The 21,814-nt window shown below is 31.4% G+C and carries 11 protein-coding genes and 1 tRNA gene; 9 read left to right on the plus strand and 3 right to left on the minus strand.

Features of this window, described 5'->3' with window-relative positions:
* Positions 1 to 3: 3 nt before the first annotated feature.
* From BLW23_RS00295 to BLW23_RS00320, 6 genes are all read left to right on the plus strand, one after another.
* Positions 4 to 2,640, plus strand: a complete 2,637-nt coding sequence (locus tag BLW23_RS00295; protein ID WP_143032062.1) for a hybrid sensor histidine kinase/response regulator transcription factor — start codon at positions 4 to 6, stop codon at positions 2,638 to 2,640.
* A 145-nt stretch (positions 2,641 to 2,785) separates the two neighbouring features.
* The gene (locus tag BLW23_RS00300; RefSeq protein ID WP_093667262.1) at positions 2,786 to 5,380 is read left to right on the plus strand and encodes a hybrid sensor histidine kinase/response regulator transcription factor; all 2,595 of its coding nucleotides are present in this window, start codon (positions 2,786 to 2,788) and stop codon (positions 5,378 to 5,380) included.
* Positions 5,381 to 5,754: 374 nt separating this feature from the next.
* Positions 5,755 to 8,448: a hybrid sensor histidine kinase/response regulator gene (locus BLW23_RS00305; protein WP_093667263.1), complete on the plus strand. Its 2,694-nt coding sequence runs from the start codon at positions 5,755 to 5,757 to the stop codon at positions 8,446 to 8,448.
* A 150-nt stretch (positions 8,449 to 8,598) separates the two neighbouring features.
* Positions 8,599 to 8,775 (plus strand): CAL67264 family membrane protein, encoded by a 177-nt coding sequence (locus tag BLW23_RS00310; protein WP_093668395.1) that lies wholly within the window; start codon positions 8,599 to 8,601, stop codon positions 8,773 to 8,775.
* Between the two features lie 36 nt (positions 8,776 to 8,811).
* Positions 8,812 to 10,503, plus strand: coding sequence for an energy-dependent translational throttle protein EttA (ettA, locus tag BLW23_RS00315; protein ID WP_093667264.1), 1,692 nt, complete (start codon positions 8,812 to 8,814; stop codon positions 10,501 to 10,503).
* Positions 10,504 to 10,668: 165 nt separating this feature from the next.
* On the plus strand, positions 10,669 to 11,889 hold the full coding sequence (locus tag BLW23_RS00320; RefSeq protein ID WP_093667265.1) for an IS4 family transposase: 1,221 nt from the start codon (positions 10,669 to 10,671) through the stop codon (positions 11,887 to 11,889).
* A gap of 55 nt (positions 11,890 to 11,944) precedes the next feature.
* Here BLW23_RS00320 and BLW23_RS00325 read toward each other — a convergent pair whose 3' ends face one another.
* The 3 genes from BLW23_RS00325 to BLW23_RS00335 form a co-directional block, all read right to left on the minus strand.
* Positions 11,945 to 13,180, minus strand: coding sequence for a radical SAM protein (locus BLW23_RS00325; protein WP_093667266.1), 1,236 nt, complete (start codon positions 13,178 to 13,180; stop codon positions 11,945 to 11,947).
* A 64-nt stretch (positions 13,181 to 13,244) separates the two neighbouring features.
* Positions 13,245 to 13,466 (minus strand): hypothetical protein, encoded by a 222-nt coding sequence (locus tag BLW23_RS00330; protein WP_093667267.1) that lies wholly within the window; start codon positions 13,464 to 13,466, stop codon positions 13,245 to 13,247.
* A gap of 307 nt (positions 13,467 to 13,773) precedes the next feature.
* A tRNA-Ser gene (locus tag BLW23_RS00335) sits at positions 13,774 to 13,858 on the minus strand.
* A gap of 337 nt (positions 13,859 to 14,195) precedes the next feature.
* On the opposite strand from BLW23_RS00335, the gene aroC reads away from it, so the two are divergent.
* The 3 genes from aroC to BLW23_RS00350 all read left to right on the plus strand — a co-directional run bounded on the left by aroC (position 14,196) and on the right by BLW23_RS00350 (position 21,497).
* Positions 14,196 to 15,257 (plus strand): chorismate synthase, encoded by a 1,062-nt coding sequence (aroC, locus tag BLW23_RS00340; RefSeq protein WP_093667268.1) that lies wholly within the window; start codon positions 14,196 to 14,198, stop codon positions 15,255 to 15,257.
* A gap of 183 nt (positions 15,258 to 15,440) precedes the next feature.
* Entirely contained in the window at positions 15,441 to 16,505 is a 1,065-nt protein-coding gene (locus BLW23_RS00345) for a PA0069 family radical SAM protein (RefSeq protein WP_093667269.1), read from the plus strand.
* Between the two features lie 786 nt (positions 16,506 to 17,291).
* A complete protein-coding gene (locus BLW23_RS00350; RefSeq protein ID WP_093667270.1) occupies positions 17,292 to 21,497 on the plus strand; it encodes a fibronectin type III domain-containing protein in 4,206 nt (1,401 codons plus the stop codon).
* Positions 21,498 to 21,814 lie beyond the last annotated feature (317 nt).

Genomic DNA, 21,814 nt, shown 5'->3' on the forward strand with positions numbered 1-21,814 from the left:
TGATTGTTTAGCTTTAACCAAATAACGATACAAGCACTTTTTAAGATTGTGGTTTTGTTAATGTGGATATTATCTGTTTTTGGATGTGAACTTGATAAAAGTGACTCAAAAAAAATAGAAATACAACCATTGACGAAAAAGAGGTATGATTCGTTGCGAAATATAATTTTTCATAGACTAGAACCTCATAAAGGTTTTGAAGTTTTCTATAAACTTGAAAAAGAAACTCAACATCTTGAAGACTTTGACGAATTATTGAAGCGTTATAAATTAATGCTTTGGTATTATATTATTTCATCAGACTATAGAGACGGAGATGCAATTATAGAGAAACTTAAAACGTATTATAAAGATCATAACAAATGGTCAGATTATATGATGTTGAGTAAAATGATCTGCATTTACTATCGAGGAAGAGGGAGGAATGGAGAAATGGAAGCCGTTTTAAAAGAGGCCATTACCATGGCTCAAAAACATAAAGAGGTTTACCCATACGATTTGTTACCTATTCATGAATTATCTGTCTTTTATACTTATGATATAGGGAAACATAAGGAAGCTGTAAAGTATGGAGAGTTGTTTTTTGATAAGGTAAGAATATACGATACTATTAAAAGTAGAAAAAAAGTTTTTGATTCTATTAAAGGTGAAAATGTACATATTTTAAGTTTAACCTTAGGTAGATCTTACACAGAGTTAGGCGAATTAGATAAAGCCTATCCTTATTTAGAATATGCGGAAAAAAGTTTTGAAGAACTTCATAATGTCGGAGTTTTAACAAGGGTGTATAGTAATTTTATTGATTATTATTTGAAAAAAAAGGATGTTGAAAAACTTAACTATTACAAAAAAAAGTATTTAACTTTTAGTCAAAGTAATAATGATTCTTTGTTGTCGACTCGACAAAAAATATCTGAAACAAATTTGAAGTTGATTTCTAATGAAAAAAAGGTATTTCTAGAAGAAGAAGAGAATAAAATAAAAATTTTGGTAATCGCCGTGCTGGGAGTTTTGCTATTTCTTACTGTGATTTTCCAAAGGTTTTTTTTAAAACTAAAATATGAAAAAGAAAGTATTCATTTAGCATTAGAAAAAGAGCAAGAGTTTAAAAAATTTAGAGCGTCTTTATTTATCAATATCGCGCACGAAATCCGAACTCCTTTGTCTCTTATATTGGGTTATATAGATTTGTCAACAGATAAAACTATTTCGAAGGCTGAGTTAAGAAAATATTTGAAGGAAATTAGAAGAAAAAGCAATAAGGTTATTAGGAATGTTTCCGATATTATTTCCTTATTAAAAGAGGGGAAACCTAAGGAAGAACTGAAATTAGAAAATATAATTATAGAGCCTCATTTACAACAGTTATTTTTTTCTTTTGAAGCAATGGCCAATATTAAAGAAATAACACTAAGCTATAAAGCAGAGCTTCCTGAAAACTTTTCAATGCTAACAAACTTAAAGAAGCTGGAAAGCCTAATAAATAATTTAGTGGGCAATGCCATAAAATTTTCACGTAAAGGTTCGAAGGTAAGTTTACTAACGTTTATTGCGGATAATCATATATACATAAAAGTGGTCGATCAAAGTAGCGGAATAAGTGAAGTAAATCTCAAACACATTTTTGATAAATTCTATCAAGAAGAAAATAAAGGGAGTTCAGAGGGTTTTGGAATTGGGCTGGCGATAGTTAAGGATATTGTAGATGTTCTAAAAGGGAAGATTACTGTAGAAAGTACGTTAAACAAAGGAGCGACATTTAGCGTAATGCTTCCTTTTGATACTGCTGAAATGAATGAGCTAACCACGGTGTCGAGAGAATCACAAGTTGAGAGGAAAAGCGATACTAAAAAAAGATTGGTAGATAATTTATTTAATAAGAAGAACAAACTTCTAATAGTGGAAGATAACGCTTATATGGTCGATTATTACGATAGATTATTGTCGAAATTATATCAATGTGATTATGTTTTTAATGGAATAGAAGCTTTGGAGAAGCTTAAGAATGTAAAATATGATCTCGTTATTTCTGACGTGATGATGCCTGAAATGAATGGAATTGAGTTGAGGAAAGAAATGAAAAAGCTTTTTAAAGACAGATATTTACCATTTATAATGGTAACAGCAATGGATTATGAAGAAAATAAATTAGAAGCTTATAACCTAGGTATCGACGATTATATTGCAAAACCTTTTAGTAAAAATGAGTTGATAGCAAGAATAAATCGTCTTATTGAAAATAAAAATCAAAGAGAAGCATGGACAAAAGATCTAGATGATACCGATGGGAAAATTGAAACATACGATGAAAAGAATTTAAGAAGTATTCAGCAAGTTATTGTTGAGAATATTGATAAGGATAATTTTACAGTATCTAGGTTAGCGGAGCTAGTAAATTTTAGTCAAAGACAATTAGAAAGAATAATTAAAAATCTTACAGGGTTAACACCAGTGAAGTTTATTCTGGAAGTAAGGTTACAAGAAGCTTATAAAAAAATAAAAAATAAGGAAGAAGTTGATGTTAATAATGTTCGTTATTCTGTAGGTTTTAAAAGCGCTTCATATTTTTCAGTGAAATTTAAAGAACGATTTGGAGTGAGTCCTAGTGAACTGCTAAAAGAAAAAAATAGGAAAGTATAAACTATTTTTTGTTTTTTGAAGAACTATGATTCGATACATAATTTGACTAAACATTGGTAAAGTACTTGTTTGTTTATTTATCGATTCAAATAAGGTGATTAGTATAACAAAATATTTAAAGTGTAAAGCTTATAACCAAATAAAAATGACCAATTATTTTTTAAAGGTAATAGTCCTCTTAATTATTTTTGCATCTTCTAGCTGTGGATTCAGAAATAGTAGTAAAAAGCAAGGAGCAGTTATTCCTTATACGAAAAAGGAGTATGATTCCCTCCGCACATCCATGTTGAATGTTAATTTAAAGTCGAATCAAATTTCTGAGTTGGTGAATAAACTTCTTAAGGAATCGGAAGAAGTGACGAACCTGAATGAATTAGCAAAACGTCAAAATTTATTAGTCCTTTATTATCTGAAAGTTAATGATTACAAAAAGGCAGATCTTTTGTTAGATGAAATACAAAACTATTATAGGGAAAATAAAAAATGGAAGGATTATGTTGCTCTAAGTAAAATAAGATGTATATCTCTCAGGGGACGAAAAAGGTATGCGGAAATGGAAACAATATTGAAAGAGGCTATTGAAATTTCAAAAAAGGAAAATGTAGCGCCCTATGATTTATTACCCATTCATGAATTGTCTGTATTCTATAGTTATGATGTTGGAAAACATCGAGAAGGAATTAAGTATGGAAGCCTGTTTTTTGAGAAATTGAAAGATTTTAACGTCACAGAAGAAAATAAAAAACTATATGATTCAATAAAACTTCACACTGTGGATGTACTCAACCTAACATTAGGGAAGTCGTACGTTAATATAAATAATTTAGAGAATGCATATAAACATCTTAAATCGGCAGAACAGAAATTTCTACAGGATGATGATGTTAAAAAAATAATTAGAGTATATGCCAATTTTATTGAATACTATTTAAAAAAGGGAGAATTAGGCAAAGTAAAAGATATAAAAACGAAATACTTGGAGTATAATTCAAGACTAAACAATTTTCTTATTACAAGTAATAAGAGAATCGCTGAGGACAATATCAATTTAATGAAAGAGGAACGAGAAGGATTGGTGGAGAAAGAGGAAAATAAAAGAAGAATGTTGATTATAGGTTCTTTAGGAACATTTTTATTACTGGTAATTATTTTTCAAAGGTATTTTTTAAGGCTTAAATACGAAAAGGAGAGGATTCATTTAGCATTGGAAAAAGAGCAAGAATTTAAGAAATTCAGAGCATCCTTGTTTATCAATATAGCACATGAAATTCGAACTCCACTATCTTTAATTTTGGGGTATATTGATTTGTCTGAAGATCAAAGTATTAGTGAAAGTGAGTTAGAGAGATATCTCAAAGAAATTAAGAGAAAGAGTAATAAAATTATCAATAACATTTCTGATATCATTTCTTTATTAAAAGAAGATAAAAAAGAAGAAGAAGTAGTACTCGAAAAAGTAGTTATCGAACCCTTTTTACAACAATTATTTTTTTCTTTTGAAAGTGTCGCTAAAATAAAAAGAACTGAGCTTAATTACAATGTAGAGTTACCAGCAAATTATTCATTAAGAACAAACCTTAATAAGTTGGAAAGTTTAATTTCAAACTTAGTAAGCAATGCCATTAAATTCTCGCCTAAAAATTCAGTGGTTACGTTTACTGCATTTCTTAAAAATGACATCTTTCATATTCACGTAAAAGATGAAGGAAGTGGTATCAGTAAAAAAAATCAAAAGTATATTTTTAGTAAATTTTATCAAGAAGAAAAATTAGGTAAATCCGAAGGGTTTGGTATTGGTTTGGCAATTGTAAAAGATATTGTAGATAAATTACAAGGTAGTATTACGGTTAAGAGCGATGAAGGACGAGGAGCTGTTTTCATGGTTAAATTCCCTGTTCTTCACGAAGAAGAGAACCAGGAGAAGGAAATTGTTACAAAGAAAATCAAGAATGAGAAAGACGGAGTTATAAGTCTTGATAATGTATTTAATAAAGGAAGTAAATTGTTGATTGTAGAAGATAATCCTTATATGGTTGATTATTACGATAAAATATTATCTAAATTTTTTAGATGTGATTTTGCTTTTAATGGGGAAAAAGGTCTTGAGAAAATGACCCATAAAGAATACGACCTTATTATATCTGATGTTATGATGCCTCAAATGAATGGTATTGAGTTGAGGAAGAGTATGAAAGGATTGTCAATAAACGAAAAGACTCCTTTTATCATGGTAACTGCCTTGGGATATGAAGATAATAAAATAGAAGCATTTAATATTGGAATAGACGATTATATAGTAAAACCGTTTAGTAAGAAAGAGTTGATAGCTAGAGTTAATTGTTTAATTGAAAACAAGCAAAAAAGAGAAGAATGGGTGCAGAGTTCAGATGAAGAGGAAAAAGAAATTGAAACTTTTGAAGAAAGAAACTTAAGAGAACTGCAACAATTAATTCAGGAAAATATTCATCGTGAAGATTTTTCCGTTGCAGAATTAGCCGAAAAGATAAATTTTAGTCAAAGGCAATTGGAAAGAATAACGAAGAAGTTAACGGGGTTAACACCAGTGAAATTCGTACTAGAGATAAGGCTCCAAGAAGCGTACAAAAAAATCAAAAATAAAGAAGAGGCAGATATTAACAATGTACGTTACTCCATCGGTATGAAAAGCGCCTCTTATTTTTCTGTGAAATTTAAAGAGCGTTTTGGAATAAGTCCAAGTGAACTGCTAAAAGATGGCTAGTAATACTATGGAAATCTTATGTTTATACTTATAATAGAATAAGAACAACTTATAATTTTAGTTTTTCTAGAGAAATAGATGTAGTAAAGGCGGTCTAATTAAGTATGTGAATATAATTTAATAGCTCAAATTATAAAATATAAAGAAAGCCCCAATTTCGCCTAGTTTAGGTTACTGGTATGGGGCCAATTGACTTAGGGGGATCAATTAAGATTGTTAATCTAAAATGGTTTGTTTGTTGTAACAAATGTAGTATCCTTCTTGAAGTGTTGATTAATGAAATACGTCAAATAATTGCGTTTGAAAAAAAAACTCTTGCTCAAATTCGACTTCCGATGTCTTTTTTTTAATAGCTTTTTCGTTACTTTGTTGACTTGAATAGAAGTGGTTATGAGCCGCGAATAAATAATCCACTTAAAAAGAGTTATAAAAAGTGGATAGATGGCTTTAAGGTAGTGATGGAAAAAGTATATTTTTTTAGAATTGTTGTCGCGTTAATTTTGCTAACGTTGTTAGGTTGTGGGTTTAATAAAAACAATCTTGCTGGAATTGAAAGAGTCTCTCCTTTAACAAAAAAAGAATATGATTCTTTAAGAGAAATAATTTTCTTTAGTTTGGAACCAGAAAGGGCCTCTAAAGCAATGTTTAGGTTGTCCAGAGAGGCTGAAATGGTTGACAACGAGCATGAGTTGGCAAAAAGATATAGACTCATGGTTTGGTATTACTTGATGAGTGCCGATTACCAAAAAGGTGACGATATTCTTGATAAGTTACAAAAGTATTACAGCGATTTTAATAGGTGGTCTGATTATGTAAGTATTAGTAAAATTAGAGCAATTTCTTATCGTGGAAGAGAAAAATATGATGAAATAGAAAAGATTTTGAAGGAAGCCATTGAAATTTCTAACGAAAAAGATGTGCATCCGTACGATTTATTGCCTATTCATGAATTATCAGTTTTTTATAGTTACGATATAGGAAAGCATAAAGAAGCGGTTAAATATGGGGATTTATTTTTTGAAAGACTCAAACAATATGATACGATAACTTCTTTAGAAAAAAGAAAAGTTCTAGATTCTATAAAAAGGCAAAATTTAGACGTTATTAATCTTACACTTGCAAAATCATATACCCAAACAAATGAGTTGGATAAGGCTTATGAATGCTTGAAGCGCGCTGAAAAAGGATTCGGAGATATTGATGATGTTGAAAAGATAATGAGGGTATATAGTAATTTTATTGATTATTATCTTAAAAAAGAAGATTTAAGTAAAGTTGAGTTGTATAAAGGGAAGTATCTCGAGTACAGTAAAAGAAATAATGACTCTTTAGTTTCTAGTTTAAGAAAAATGACAGAGACAAATTTAAATCTAGTAACTAAGGAAAAAGATGGGGTTGTTGTCAAAGAAGAAAATAAACGAAAGTTATTAATAATAGGGTCTTTGGGTACGTTTTTGCTACTAGTAATTATTTTTCAGAGATATTTTTTAAGACTCAAATATGAAAAGGAAAAAATAAGATTAGAACTTGAAAATGAACAAGACTTTAAGAAATTTAGAGCTTCCTTGTTTATTAATATTGCTCATGAAATTCGAACACCTTTATCACTAATTTTAGGTTACATAGATTTATCAGCAGATAAAAGTATCTCTGGTGATGAATTGAGAAAATATCTAGGTGAAATAAGAAGAAAAAGTAATAAGGTAATAAACAATATTTCAGATATCATTGCTTTACTCAGAGAAGATAAGAAAGAAGAAGATATACGCTTAGAAAGTGTTATTATAGAACCTTTTTTACAGCAATTGTTTTTCTCCTTTGAAAGCATCGCTAAGATTAAAAACATAGAATTAAATTATAGTGTTGAATTACCAGTAAACTTTGCGTTACAAACTAACTTAAATAAACTAGAAAGTTTGGTTAATAATTTGGTGAGTAATGCGATAAAATTCTCGCAAAAGAATACAAAAGTTACATTTATTGCATTCATAGAAGAGGATATGTTTTACATACAGGTTATCGATCAAGGAAGTGGAATAAGTGAGGAAAATCAGAAGAACATATTCAGTAAATTTTATCAGGAAGAGAAAAAAGGTAAGTCTGAAGGGTTTGGAATTGGTTTGGCAATAGTTAAAGATATTGTTGATAATCTTAATGGAACGATAGAGGTTGAAAGTAAACCAAATGAAGGAGCAGCTTTTAAAGTTCAATTTCCAATTGTTAATGAGGAAACACTGCCCGAAAATACAGAAGTAGTTTCAAAACAATTAAAAAATAAATCTAACGTAAATACCACCTATACCAATAACCCATCAAATAAAGGAAGCAAAGTTCTTATTGTTGAGGATAATCCTTATATGGTTGATTATTATGAAAAAATATTATCACCAATATATAGTTGTGAGTTTGCCTTTAATGGTGAAGAAGGTTTAGAGAAGTTAAAAGAAAAACAATTTGATCTTGTCGTTTCAGATGTAATGATGCCTAAACTAAATGGTATTGAATTTAGAAAGGAAATGAAAAAGTTTCCAGAAAATGAAAATATACCATTCGTTCTTGTTACAGCTTTAGGCTATGAAGAAAACAAAGTAGAAGCATTTAATATTGGAGTTGATGATTATATTGTAAAACCTTTTAGTAAAAATGAATTGGTAGCCAGAATTAATTGTTTATTAGAAAATAAAGAAAAAAGAGAAAGCTGGATAAAGCATGCTAATGAAACAGAAAAGGAAGTTGAAACTTTTGAAGAGAAAAACCTTAAGAAGCTTCAAGAAATTATTTTAGAAAATATTGATGAAGAAAATTTCTCTGTAGCGTTACTCGCCGAAAAGGTAAATTTCAGCCAAAGACAATTGGAAAGGATCATAAAAAAACTTACAGGGTTGACTCCAGTTAAGTTTATTCTCGAAGTTAGACTGCAAGAAGCGTATAAAAAAATAAAGAATAAAGAGGAAGCAGATATTAATAATGTTCGATACTCAGTAGGTATTAAAAGTGCATCCTATTTTTCTGTAAAGTTTAAGCAAAGGTTTGGAGTAAGCCCAAGTGAATTACTTAAAGCGGGTTAATTTCTTTTCTGATATTCTAACACTAATGTAGAACTCTAAAAATCTTTATTGTTTTCTTGAATAAATAATTACGATATTTGCTTTTTACTTTTGTGTAGAGAAGGTCGTAAAGTCCTTCTTTATCCTTTATATAATATATCAATTATGGCAATGAATAAAAACACAGTTCTTGGATGGGCAACATTAATTATGGTTTTAATGGGAATTCTACTAATCGCTTTAGCAGTATTTAAATATGATGAAATTGCGGGGTATGGATTTGGTGCTGTCGGTTTAGGTTTTTTTGCAAACGCTTGGGTATTTAATGCACTTAAAGGTAGAGTATAGTATATTCTGAAATAAAATTTTAAAAGATTACAAATAATGAGCGACGATAAGAAGATTATCTTTTCAATGAATAAGGTTTCTAAAACCTATCAGAGCACTGGAAAACAAGTTTTAAAGGATATTTATTTGAGCTTTTTCTATGGAGCTAAAATTGGTATTCTTGGTCTTAACGGATCAGGTAAATCTACTTTGTTAAAGATTATAGCTGGAGTAGAAAAAAATTATCAAGGAGATGTTGTATTCTCTCCTGGTTATAAAGTAGGATATCTCGAACAAGAACCTCAATTAGATGAAGATAAAACGGTTCTTGAAATCGTAAAAGAAGGAGTTGCTGATGTGGTTGCTGTTTTAGATGAATACAATAAAATAAACGATATGTTTGGTTTAGAGGAAGTGTATTCCGATCCAGACAAAATGGAGAAGTTGATGGCAAAGCAGGCTGAGCTTCAAGACCAAATTGATGCTTCGAATGCTTGGGAATTAGATACGAAGTTGGAAATTGCAATGGATGCTTTAAGAACTCCAGACCCTGACAAGAAAATAGGAGTTTTATCTGGAGGAGAAAAACGTCGTGTGGCATTATGTCGTTTATTATTGCAAGAACCAGAAATATTATTATTAGATGAGCCTACCAACCACTTGGATGCGGAATCGGTACATTGGTTAGAGCATCACTTAGCACAATACAAAGGTACAGTGATTGCTGTAACTCACGACCGTTACTTCTTGGATAATGTTGCTGGTTGGATATTAGAACTTGATAGAGGAGAAGGAATTCCTTGGAAAGGAAATTATTCATCTTGGTTGGATCAAAAATCAAAGAGATTAGCACAAGAAAGCAAAACTGAATCAAAACGTCAGAAAACTCTTGAAAGAGAATTAGATTGGGTACGTCAAGGAGCTAAGGGACGTCAGGCAAAATCAAAAGCTCGTTTGAAAAACTACGATAAGCTTTTAAATCAAGATCAGAAACAAGTAGAAGAGAAATTAGAAATCTTTATACCGAATGGACCTCGTTTAGGAACAAATGTAATCGATGCTACCGGAGTTTCTAAAGCATATGGTGAGAAATTATTGTACGAAGATTTGGAGTTTAATTTACCTCAAGCTGGTATCGTGGGTATTATTGGGCCAAATGGAGCTGGTAAAACAACGATTTTCAGAATGATAATGGGGGAGGAAAATGCTGATACAGGTACGTTCTCAGTTGGAGAAACTGCGAAGATTGCTTACGTTGACCAAAACCATGCGAACATAGATCCTAAGAAAACAATCTGGGAGAATTTCTCAGATGGACAAGATCTAGTTATGATGGGAGGGAAGCAAGTAAACTCTCGTGCTTATTTAAGTCGTTTTAACTTCTCCGGAAATGAGCAAAACAAAAAAGTGGAGACTTTATCTGGAGGAGAACGAAACAGATTACATTTGGCAATGACACTTAAAGAAGAAGGAAATGTACTATTGTTAGATGAGCCTACAAACGATTTGGATGTAAATACATTGAGAGCGCTTGAAGAAGGTTTGGATAATTTTGCAGGGTGTGCCGTAGTAATCTCCCATGATAGATGGTTTTTAGATAGAGTATGTACACATATCTTAGCTTTTGAAGGTGATAGTCAAGTGTATTTCTTTGAAGGATCTTTCTCTGAATATGAAGAAAATAAAAAGAAACGTTTGGGTGGTGATGTCATGCCGAAACGAATAAAATACAAGAAATTAATAAGATAATTTAAAAGAGAGGATTTTTTCCCAGTCATGGTCGGAAGATTTTTCTTCCGACTTTTTTTGTTTCTAAGAAATAAAAAAAAATTATTTTAACCTGCTGTTTTTCAGTTGTTTAACTTGTTTTTGAGTGTTGTTTTTTGTATCTTATATACTGATAATTAAGCTATTATGTCAGTATTTAAAGATCATAAAATATCCGTAAAAGAATTATTAGGTATTATTCCAGAAGCTCTTTTATCTAAATTATCATCCACAACTAATGTGGATTATTACACCAAAGTGCTTCATGGTAAAAAAATGTTTTATTTGTTGCTTTATGGTATTGTAGAAAACGAAAAATTAAGTCAACGTACCTTAGAAGATACTTTTAATGATTCTCTGTTTAAAACTCTTTTCAATTTAGATAAATCAGAATCCATCAGAAGAAGTTCTATCTCAGAAAGGTTATCTAAAATTGATTCCGATTATTTCGCTCAAATATATCAATGCATTTATAGCCAGTTTCACGATGCTTATCCAATGACTTCTAATAACGAAAAACATCAATTAGTTCATGTGGATAGCTCGATGGTTAGTGAAGCTGCTAGTAAATTATTAGAAGGAATTGATCATAAAAATGGTAAGAAATCTGTTAAATATACTATTACCTTTGATGGTTTATTGCCTTGTGAGTTTAAAGTGTTTACAGAACCTAAGTATTCCAGTGAAGATATGGCTTTGCCTGAAGTTATAATGGATCATGTAAAACAACACAAAAATCATAAAAATATTTACGTCATTGATAGAGGTCTTCAATCTACCAGAACCATGAAAGATTTTAGTGGTAATGATATTTATTTTATTGCTAGAGCAAAAGAAAATAGAAAATATGTAGAATTGGAATCTTTACTCGATAAAAATCAAAACTCTGACCTAGGAGAGTTAAGCCTTATAAAAGATAGTAAAGTATATCTGTATACTGGTAAAGCTATAAATAATAAGAGAGGAAATATTCACTATAAACAAGAGTTAGTAAAGACTCCTTTACGTTTGATTGTTGCAAAAACAAAAACTGAAGATCACAAAGAATTTTGTTTTATTTCTAATCAATTTGATCTCTCTGCTAAGGAAATTACGCAAGCCTATAGAAAGAGATGGGATATTGAGGTCTTTTTTCGCTTTATAAAGCAAGAACTAAATGTAAGTCACTTAGTATCTTTGAATAAAAACGGAATCAAAGTAGTTCTATATATGACTTTAATTGTAACAATGTTAATAGCAATCTATAAAAAAGCTAACAATATTGGGTATAAAACGGCTAAAAGAAGGTTTAAAATGGAACTCAGAAATTTAGCCATTGCTATGATTGTGGTAATTTGTGATGGAAATTTAGATCATTTTGAAACTTAAAAATAAATGGTCGGAATTTCTTCCGACCATGACTGGATTTTTTCCTCTCTTTTTTTTATGCAGTTAATAAATTTTGAACTGCAAATTGCTCTAATTCTCTTTCGTTATCTTCTTTGTCTTTTTTAGGTAAATTGTTAAGATAGTCCCTAATTTCTTTTGGGTTAATCTTTTCAATGTTTTCGTTGTTATGAAGATCAGGAAAACATCTTATAAAATAGTGTTGAATATGAGCGATAAAATCAATTAGATCGCTGCAATATATAGAAGGGTTATTGAATCCGTTTTTTTGACTGTATCTATGAACTAGCCGTCCTCCTGTGCAAATATCTTTTAAAGGACATTGTTCGCATTGAGAACAAAGTTTCGTACTATAATCACTAAAATAAAGTTTTCCTAGTGAAGAAGTTTCGATATCATTTAAATTATGTTTATGAATATTTAATGAGGTTTTAGTAAAGTTATGTCCACACGCTTTTAAGGAATCAATAGCTTCAATTTCGCCGTTACTTTCAATAATTAAAACAGTAGATTCATTTCTTATATTTTCTTTAATTCTCATGAGTCTATTGAGAAACCCAATGAATATTGGTATCTTAAAACGATTTTTATCTTTTATCCAAATATCAAATAATTCAATCATCCAGGTTCCTAAGGATGTATGATTAGACTTTGTTTTTGGAAGGTTATCGTGAGTATAATCTGGAACCAAAAAGTTTACGGAGTTGGCGTCTAATTTTTTAAAGCTGTTATATACCTCTAAAGGTGTTTCTTCCGTGTTCATGACACAGACAATATCTAATATGCCAAGTTCCTTTTTTACGAGCTTAGCACCCTGAATAACTTTTTTATAGCTACCTTTTCCTTTATGGTCAACCCTATACATGTCATGTGCTTTTTCGGTTCCGTCGATACTGATACTTGGATGTATTTTTAGTTTTTTAAATAGTGTAATCCATTCCTTGTCAATTAAAGCCCCATTGCTTTGTAAGTCGTAAAAAAAAGAAACATTCTTAAGTTTGTTTTGTAGTTTGTTTGCCTTTTCAATAAAGGAAGTGTAAAATTCCTTAGAAGCAAGAAGAGGTTCACCTCCATGGAAAATAAAAGTAAACGATTTCTTGTTGTATGTTTCAATAAACTTTTGAGTTTTAGCAAGAATTGCATCTATGGTATCGGAACTCATGAATTTTGGTTGAAGTTTATAGCTAGAGTCTCCTAAATTATACATAAAACAGTAAGAGCAGTTAAGGTTACATCTACTAGCAACTTTTATTATTAAAGCATCAAAGAGCATAAGAGAATAGTTTTAAATAAGAAGTTATTCAAAAAAGAATAACTTCTTATATTAGAAATAGTGGTTATACTAATTTATGAGACACTTCTGCTGCTTCAATATAATTAACACATTTCCCCAATCTGTCTGACCATACTTGCCCGTGTGGGCAACGACGTCCTCCTCCAGTCGGATAATAAACATCTACAGGAATATCTTCAGCTCCTCCTGTTATGTTGTTTAAGTCGTTAACTTGAAAATCAGTGAATTTCTCTAGCCCTTTTGATAAAAAAAATGATTTTTTCATTATAGTTTAATTTTAAAGTTTTGCCTACTCTTATTGATTTTCGGCCTACTCATAATTAATTTAAATTAATGCGTATTGTTTGAACGTTCTTTATATAGTATAGATATAATTGTTTCATTACCCAATAATTTAATTAAAGGTGAATAAAGAAAGGTAAAGTGTAAAGTTGAATTGTAAATGGTATGATATGAATGGATAGTGTAGGAGTAGCTGTAAGTTATGTAAATGGAAAAAGCTTGTCGTATTCCAACAAGCTTTCTCTTTTTAATCCCCTAAAAAAAATCCGAAGCTGTTTGCTTCGGATTAGCGGAGAAAGAGGGATTCGAACCCCCGGACCTGTTACAGTCAACGGTTTTCAAGACCGCCGCATTCGACCACTCTGCCATTTCTCCTCGAGTGTCACCAGGTTGTGTGCCCTGATTGCGGGTGCAAATATAGAACCTTTTTTTAATTCTAAAAAAGATTTTTAGAAGTTTTTTTGATTCGTTTTTTGAACACTTGTTTAACCTTTTTATTGTCAGGTGTTTCCGTTGAAAAAAAAGTTTTATTTTTTTTGAAGATAAGTCTTAGTTACGGTGTTTAACTTTAAAATGGAATAGAAGTATGTGTTTTTCTCAATCGTTTTAGTAAAGTATGTTTATGAAATACAGAAAAACACCATACAATTGTACCTAAATATTTGTGTTATTATGAGAAATAATTCTACATTCGCTGGTAAAATACGAACACATGTTTAATTCATTTGGAAATATACTTAGGTTAACAACTTTTGGAGAATCGCATGGAATTGCGATAGGAGGTGTAATTGATGGATTCCCTGCTGGAGTTAAGGTGAATTTTGAAGCTATTCAAAACGAATTAGACAGACGGAGGCCTGGGCAATCTAAAATTGTAACACAAAGAAAGGAACCAGATCAGGTAGAGTTTTTGTCTGGAATTTTTGAAGGAATTACTACCGGAGCGTCTATTGGATTTGTAATCAAAAACACAAATCAAAAAAGTAAAGACTATAATCATAATACAGATGTGTACCGCCCATCACATGCTGATTATACGTACGATAAAAAATATGGTACTCGTGATCACAGAGGAGGAGGTAGAACTTCTGCGAGAGAAACCGCCAATTGGGTCGTTGCGGGAGCGTTGGCAAAGCAATTAATTAGCCATATAAGTATAAATGCTTTTACATCGTCTGTAGGTGCTATTTATTCGGAGACACCATATTCGGAGTTAGATTTTTCTAAAACAGAAGAGAATGATGTAAGGTGTCCTGATGAAAAGGTCGCCGAAAGAATGATTGAAAGAATTAAAGAAATAAGGAAAGAAGGGAATACTATTGGAGGAACCATTACTTGTGTTGCTCAAAATATTCCTGTTGGTTTGGGTGAACCAATTTTCAAGAAACTTCATGCCGAACTAGGCAAGGCGATGTTGTCAATAAATGCGGTAAAAGGATTTGAATTTGGTAGCGGTTTCGCAGGAGCGGAAATGAAAGGGTCTGATCATAATGATATTTTTAATGCAGATGGTTCTACAAAAACAAACATGTCAGGAGGGGTACAAGGAGGTATTTCTAATGGAATGGATATTTATTTTAGAGTTGCTTTTAAACCAGTAGCAACCATAATGCAGAACCAATCAACCATAAATTCAGAAGGAGATATAACTGAAATACAAGGAAAAGGAAGGCATGACCCTTGTGTGGTTCCAAGAGCTGTTCCTATAGTAGAAGCGCTTGCAGCACTGGTGCTGGCGGATTTCTATTTATTGAATAAAACAAGAACAATTTAAACAAAGGAGCCAACGGCTCCTTTGTTTTGTGAATAAATATTTGACTTTCATTATTTTTTGTACGAGTTTTTGATATACCTTTATAAGGTATTAGAGTACGAATAATACAGATTTTTGTATTGAGAAGTTCAAACCAACTTTTTCTCGATAAAATCATTTTTTCTAATTTTTAATGATTTTACTATGGAGTATATTAAAGGTAGGGGAGCACAAACCAATACACAAAATAAGTTCTTAAAGAACGAACACAACCTTCTAGATGAATTTTTAAATTATTGTGAGATTCAAAATGAAAAAGTAGAGCAGAGTTCTACTTCGTATCTAGAAGTCTTCCCAAAAACAATTTTAAACAAAGTAACAAGTCCTGATATTGGATTTGTGTATTCCATGAATCCTTATCAAGGGTGTGAACATGGCTGTATTTATTGTTATGCCCGAAATAGTCATGAATACTGGGGATATTCCGCTGGATTGGATTTTGAAAAAAAAATACTATATAAATCAAATGCTGCACAATTATTGAAAAAGAAGTTACAAAGTCGATCGTGGCAACCTGAGAATATTATGCTATCTGGTAATACTGATTGTTATCAACCCATCGAAAGAAAGTTAAAAATAACAAAGGCAATGCTTGAAGTTATATTAGAGCATAAACATCCAGTTAGTATCATCACCAAAAACGCGTTGATATTAAGGGACTTGGATCTGTTAAAGGAACTGGCAAGCTTAAACTTACTAAAGATTAGTATTTCAATAACATCACTTTCTGAAAAAACCAGAACTTTTTTAGAGCCCAGAACGGCAACTATAAAAAGACGTTTTGAAGTTGTAAAAATATTATCGGATAATGGGATTCCTGTAAATGTAATGATCGCTCCGATCATTCCTTCGATTAACAGTCATGAATTATTGCCTTTGGCAAAAAAAGCTTCGGAATCCGGTGCGAATTCAATCGGATATACCACTATAAGGTTAAATGGAGCAATTGGTGAAATTTTTAGAGATTGGTTGAACAAAACTTACCCCGATAGAGCAAATAAAGTAGTTAATCAAATAAAAGAGATTCATGAAGGGACTTTAAATGAATCGAGGTATGGAATAAGAATGAGAGGAGTAGGGCAGATTGCAGAGCAAATAAAGCAGCAGTTTTTATTAGCAAAGAAGCTTTATTTTAAGCATGAAAGGAGGATAGATTTTGATCTTAGTTTATTTGATAAAAATCCATCATCTCAAATGAAATTATTTTAAAATAACGAATAAATTAACATTGTATCTATATGAGTTAAAATTAGCAGGTATAGAAAACCAAATTAAAGCTTAAATTTATTTAATTTCTTCTGTTAAGGTGTTATTTAATTAGAAAATTTTGAGCGTAATGAGTGAAAAAATATAAAAAAAGTAAAAGTGTAATACCTCCCAGTTTCTATACATAATTTTAACATATGTTTTAGTCAGAATATATATATTTGATATGTTATTCTACGCTAGGTATACGCAATTTGAACAAAGAAAATATAGTAATATAATAGAAAAAAATACTTAAAAAATATTCCAGACGAATATTAAAAATGAAGGAAAGTTAATAGAAAAAAAACTTAGTAAAAACATTTGTATTTAGGGGAAATATAAATGTTGTTCAAATAACGACTATACTTAGAGTAAAACCAAAGAGACAAAATTGTATCTATAGGAAAACTTAATTACGAAAACAACCATAACCTAACCATAACCAAACTACTAACCACTTAATAAATGAACTACACAAGAAGGTGCTGTTAATCACAGTATTTATAATCATAAACAAATAGCTGAATTTAACTGGATTGAAGATTCCATTAATTACTGCGGATTTAATAGTAAGGTATTTACTTTAAGTTTTCCAGTAATTAATCAATCTAAAACAGAAACTCATTAAGAGCTTAATAGTTCTTAAGTGGTTTTTACTAGGAAGAAGTTAGCCCTTTTGAAATTCATAAAAATAGTAAAGTGAATTTCGAAAAGGGTAGAGGGTATCTATTATTTAATTTAATCAAAATGAAAAAACTACTATATATATTATTACTAGTACTTAGTAATTATGCCATAGCGCAATATAATCCTAATGCGCCATGGATGAAGAATTTGAAAAATCAGGAATCAGGAGCGAGATCACAAGAGAGTACAAATAAAAATGTTCCTTTGGCTAAAATATCAGAGGCTTTTAATGAATATTGGAAAGATAAAGATCATACTGTAAAGGGATCGGGGTATAAACCTTTCAAAAGATGGGAATATAATAGACAAACAATGTTATTGCCTGATGGAACGATTCCTTCGGCGAAATATGTATATGAAACCAACATAGCAGAGCATCAAAAGTTTGCAAGTAGTAGTAATTCAAGTAACTGGACAACTACAGGGCCGATGACAGAAAGCACAGGGCAAGGCCGTGTAAATGTAGCGACTGTTGATCCAAAAAATCCTAATATCTATTACGTAGGAGCACCAGCTGGTGGATTATGGAAATCAGTAGATAAAGGAACTTCTTGGGAGCCATTAACGGACCATTTACCAGCAATTGGAGTATCAGGAATTGCCATTGATCCTAATGATTCAAACATTATTTATATTTCTACTGGAGATGATGATAATAATGATTCCAATGGATTGGGAGTATTTAAAACTATTGATGGAGGAAGAACATGGAAAACAGATGCAAGATATACACCTGAGTTGGGAGAGTACTCTTCAGGTAGTGAGTTGTATGTGAATCCGAATAACTCTAATATACTTTGGCAAGCGACTAGTGATGGGTTATATAAAACATTGGATGCAGGAAATACTTGGACTAGAGTTCTTGAAGGAAGGATACAAGATTTTAAGTTGAAGCCTAATAACCCAGACGTACTATATGCAACAAGTTTTGTGCCTTCAGGAATTAAGTTGTTTAAATCGATGGATGGAGGAACAACCTTTATAGATAAAACAAGAGATATTCCTATGCAATTAGATAGGACGGTAATCGATGTAACTCCAGCTGCACCCGAAAATTTATATGTTTTTTCAGCAAATGTATTAACTGCTAGTACTGGTGGGATTTTGTATAAGTCCGAAAATGCTGGAGATTCATTTGTAGAATTAAACAGGAATCTTCTCGATACAAAACAGAGTTGGTATGATTGGGCTTTAGCAGTATCGGATGTCAATCCTGATCATATTGCAATCGGAGGAATTAAGGGTAAGGTATCAAAAGATGGAGGAAGAACTTTTAGGTTTACTCGTTATGGGCATGCTGATGTACATTTTTTAAGGTATAACAATGGTGTCCTTTTTTGTGGAAACGATGGAGGTTTTATAACCATTGATGAAAATGATACTTTTAAAGATCATTCTAAAGGTTTAAACATTGGGCAGTATTATAAGATTAACATTGGGGATCTTTATAATGGAGACACAGGCGTGATTATAGGAGGAACTCAAGATAATGGGGGACAAATTTTAAAAAATCAAGCTTGGAGTCAATGGCATGGTGCTGATGGTATGGATTGCGCTATTGGATCGGGAAATGAAGGATTAATATACGGTTTAATGCAAAACGGCGATAGGCTGTTTCTTGGACGAAATTTAGGAGAGTACTATGGCGGTTCAATAGATAAGCCAATTGAAGAGGATTACTCTTTATGGGTTGTGGCTTCAGATATAAACTCTAAGGATGAGATGTATGTTGGATATGATGCTTTATATAAAGCAAATATAGCATCTAGTAAATTTGAAAAATTACATGATTTTGGAGCTACTATTTTTACAGTTATTATAGATGATAATGATGATAATATAATTTATGCTTTAGTTATTACTGATGCTAATGTTACATCTTATGATTCTATGTTATTTAAGAGTACGGATGCAGGGAAAACATTTAGTGTATTTCACGATGATGTAAATCCAATTAGAGAAATGGAGTTGAGTCAAGATGGAAGTAATACAATATGGTTTACAACCAAAACAAGTAAGGGAGATGAGCAACTTTATAAAGCCAATACTACTGGACAAACAGCGAGTGAAATTACTCTAGTTTCAAATGATTTACCAAAGAGTATTAATGTCATTAAACATCAACCATATTCAGATAACTTATTTTTAGGAACCCGTTACGGTTTATTTTATAAAAATGGAGAAAAACCTTGGGAGTCGTACGATAATAACTTACCCAATGTGCCTATTAGAGACCTAGAAATAAGTGTTGAAGATAAAATCATTGTGGCTGGAACTTATGGAAGAGGTATTTGGAGATCTCCAATTCCTGAGGCGAACGGAGTACTATGTGCCTTAAATATTCCAAGTCAATTGGATTCTTTAGTTCAAGACAAAGGAGTTTCTATTTCTTGGGAAGGAGATAAAAAGTTAGAAGATTACGAAATTCGTTATAAAACTGTTAATGGTAATGAGTGGATTACTAAAACGATTGGGGTAAACAACTATTATTTAAATAACTTAACCCTACAATCTGGAGTAGAATATGAATTAAAAGTAAGAAGTACTTGTAATAGTTCGTTCTCAGAATTTAGTATTCCGATAAAGTTTACTTGGTCAGATGTAAAAGCACCTTCAGTTCCAGTTAATTTAAATGTATTTGATATAAAGAAAACTTCTGCAATTTTAACTTGGGAAGCTTCAACAGATAATACACAAGTTTCACATTATGAAATTTATAATCGAATAGGAAATGAAACTGTTCTACTAACCGAAACAGTTGGTCCTGAAAGTTATTTGCCACTAGAGGGATTAAACGGTTCTGCTGATTATACTCTTTTTATAGTAGCTCTAGATCTTGCGGGAAACAAATCTGAGCCATCAGAAACATTGAGCTTTTCAACCAAAAGCATTTTAATGCCAGGTCCTCCTCAAAATTTATTAGTTTTAGAGAATACTGGAGTTCAGGCAACTTTAAAATGGGAAGCACCAGCAGGAACAGAGGTGGTAAAGGCCTATGAAGTATACGATTCTAATTATCATTTATTAGGAACTACTTTAGATGCTCAAATAGTATTGGATAAATTACCATCAAATTTCTGGTTTTACTGTTATGTGAAAGCGGTAGGAAGTGATAATTCTACATCCGAAAAAAGTAATGCAGTTAGCTTCAGGTTTCAAGGAGTAAATCAGTTTGAGCCAAACCCTCCTACCAATCCAGAAGTTCTAGGTAATGTTCATACTAGTGTTGAATTTAAATGGGATGCGTCCATAGCGAAGGAGAATGTAGAAATATCTCATTATGATGTTTTCGTTCAAAATGGTTTTGATTTTGAAAGATTTGGAGGTGAAAATAGAAAGATAGGTTCGTCTACAACCACTCAAATAAGAGTAACGAGTTTAAAACCTGATACCATTTATTGGGGAAGTATCGTTGCAGTAAGTAAGAACGGATTTAAATCTGTGCCTAGTCAAAGTTTCCAGATTTATTTGAAAGGAAATCCAGATATAGAAGCACCAACAGTACCTAGAAATTTACGTTCAGGAAAGGTTTCATCATCAAGTTTAGAGCTGATTTGGGATGCATCAACAGATAATGTCGGTGTGGCATATTATGAAGTTTTTGAACAAATAGGAGGAAGAACAGTTAAAGTTGGAGAAGATAGGATCGCTAATGTTATAATTGAAGGATTGTTACCATTTTCACTGCATACTTATCAAGTAAGTGCAACAGATTACGAAGGAAATGTATCAGAATTAAGTGAGCCTATTACGATAGCGACTTTACATAAGGAGTTTCCAGGAAGACCCTATGGTTTAGTAGCGAGTGATATTAGTCCAAATTCATTTGTGGCTACTTGGAGAGATACTGCAAATACAAGTCAATACTATGTTTCAAGTTATGATGGTGTCAATATCAAAGAGTTCGGTCCACTCAGAAGCGCTAATTATGTTTTTGAAAATATAGGTACTCCATATTTATTCTGGCGTGTAATTGCTGAAAATGAGTTAGGAAGAATGTATTCTTCTTGGGAGTTAACCTCGTTAGATACACGAGAAGGGGGGATTAATATCGTTTTAAACGGAAATGAATCTCAACAGGTAGTTGTCGTATCTAGTGCTTATGAAAACGCTAGCTATAATTTATTTAGCTTAAGCGGAATTTTAATAAAGAGAGGAGTCGTGAAAGAAGGCGAAGTGAATGTGACCAATCTGAAAAAAGGAGTTTATATATTGAAAATCGATAATGACTTAAAACCATTTACTAAAAAGGTGGTGATTGAGTAAGTTATTGTTTTTTAAAATTATGAAGGTTGCCTATTAGGCAACCTTTGTTTACTATGATTTTTTAATTGAACCTTTATGTTTAAAAAGATACAATTCTAATTATTTTTAATAACATACTAGATACACTCAAAGCAATAACAAATTGTTTAGAGTAAACTAACTACAAGATGGAATGTCGAAAAGTAGAAGTGTCTAAATCAAATATAATAACTACACATTTAAAATTTCACTGGATTAGTAGTTTCATAATTCGCTACCGAAATTAAATTGACAATCGTATTTGTTGAATTCACTTGTAAGTAACTAATCCAAAACAA

Origin of the sequence: Tenacibaculum sp. MAR_2009_124 (assembly GCF_900105455.1) — a bacterium.
GTDB lineage: Bacteria > Bacteroidota > Bacteroidia > Flavobacteriales > Flavobacteriaceae > Polaribacter.

What these genes read in the sequence shown, in the direction of transcription:
- BLW23_RS00300 (WP_093667262.1), top strand. Translation starts at nt 2,786, where the DNA reads ATGACCAATTATTTTTTAAAGGTAATAGTCCTCTTAATTATTTTTGCA.
- BLW23_RS00310 (WP_093668395.1), top strand. Translation starts at nt 8,599, where the DNA reads ATGAATAAAAACACAGTTCTTGGATGGGCAACATTAATTATGGTTTTA.
- ettA (WP_093667264.1), top strand. Translation starts at nt 8,812, where the DNA reads ATGAGCGACGATAAGAAGATTATCTTTTCAATGAATAAGGTTTCTAAA.
- BLW23_RS00320 (WP_093667265.1), top strand. Translation starts at nt 10,669, where the DNA reads ATGTCAGTATTTAAAGATCATAAAATATCCGTAAAAGAATTATTAGGT.
- BLW23_RS00325 (WP_093667266.1), bottom strand. Translation starts at nt 13,180, where the DNA reads ATGCTCTTTGATGCTTTAATAATAAAAGTTGCTAGTAGATGTAACCTT.
- BLW23_RS00330 (WP_093667267.1), bottom strand. Translation starts at nt 13,466, where the DNA reads ATGAAAAAATCATTTTTTTTATCAAAAGGGCTAGAGAAATTCACTGAT.
- aroC (WP_093667268.1), top strand. Translation starts at nt 14,196, where the DNA reads ATGTTTAATTCATTTGGAAATATACTTAGGTTAACAACTTTTGGAGAA.
- BLW23_RS00345 (WP_093667269.1), top strand. Translation starts at nt 15,441, where the DNA reads ATGGAGTATATTAAAGGTAGGGGAGCACAAACCAATACACAAAATAAG.
- BLW23_RS00350 (WP_093667270.1), top strand. Translation starts at nt 17,292, where the DNA reads ATGAAAAAACTACTATATATATTATTACTAGTACTTAGTAATTATGCC.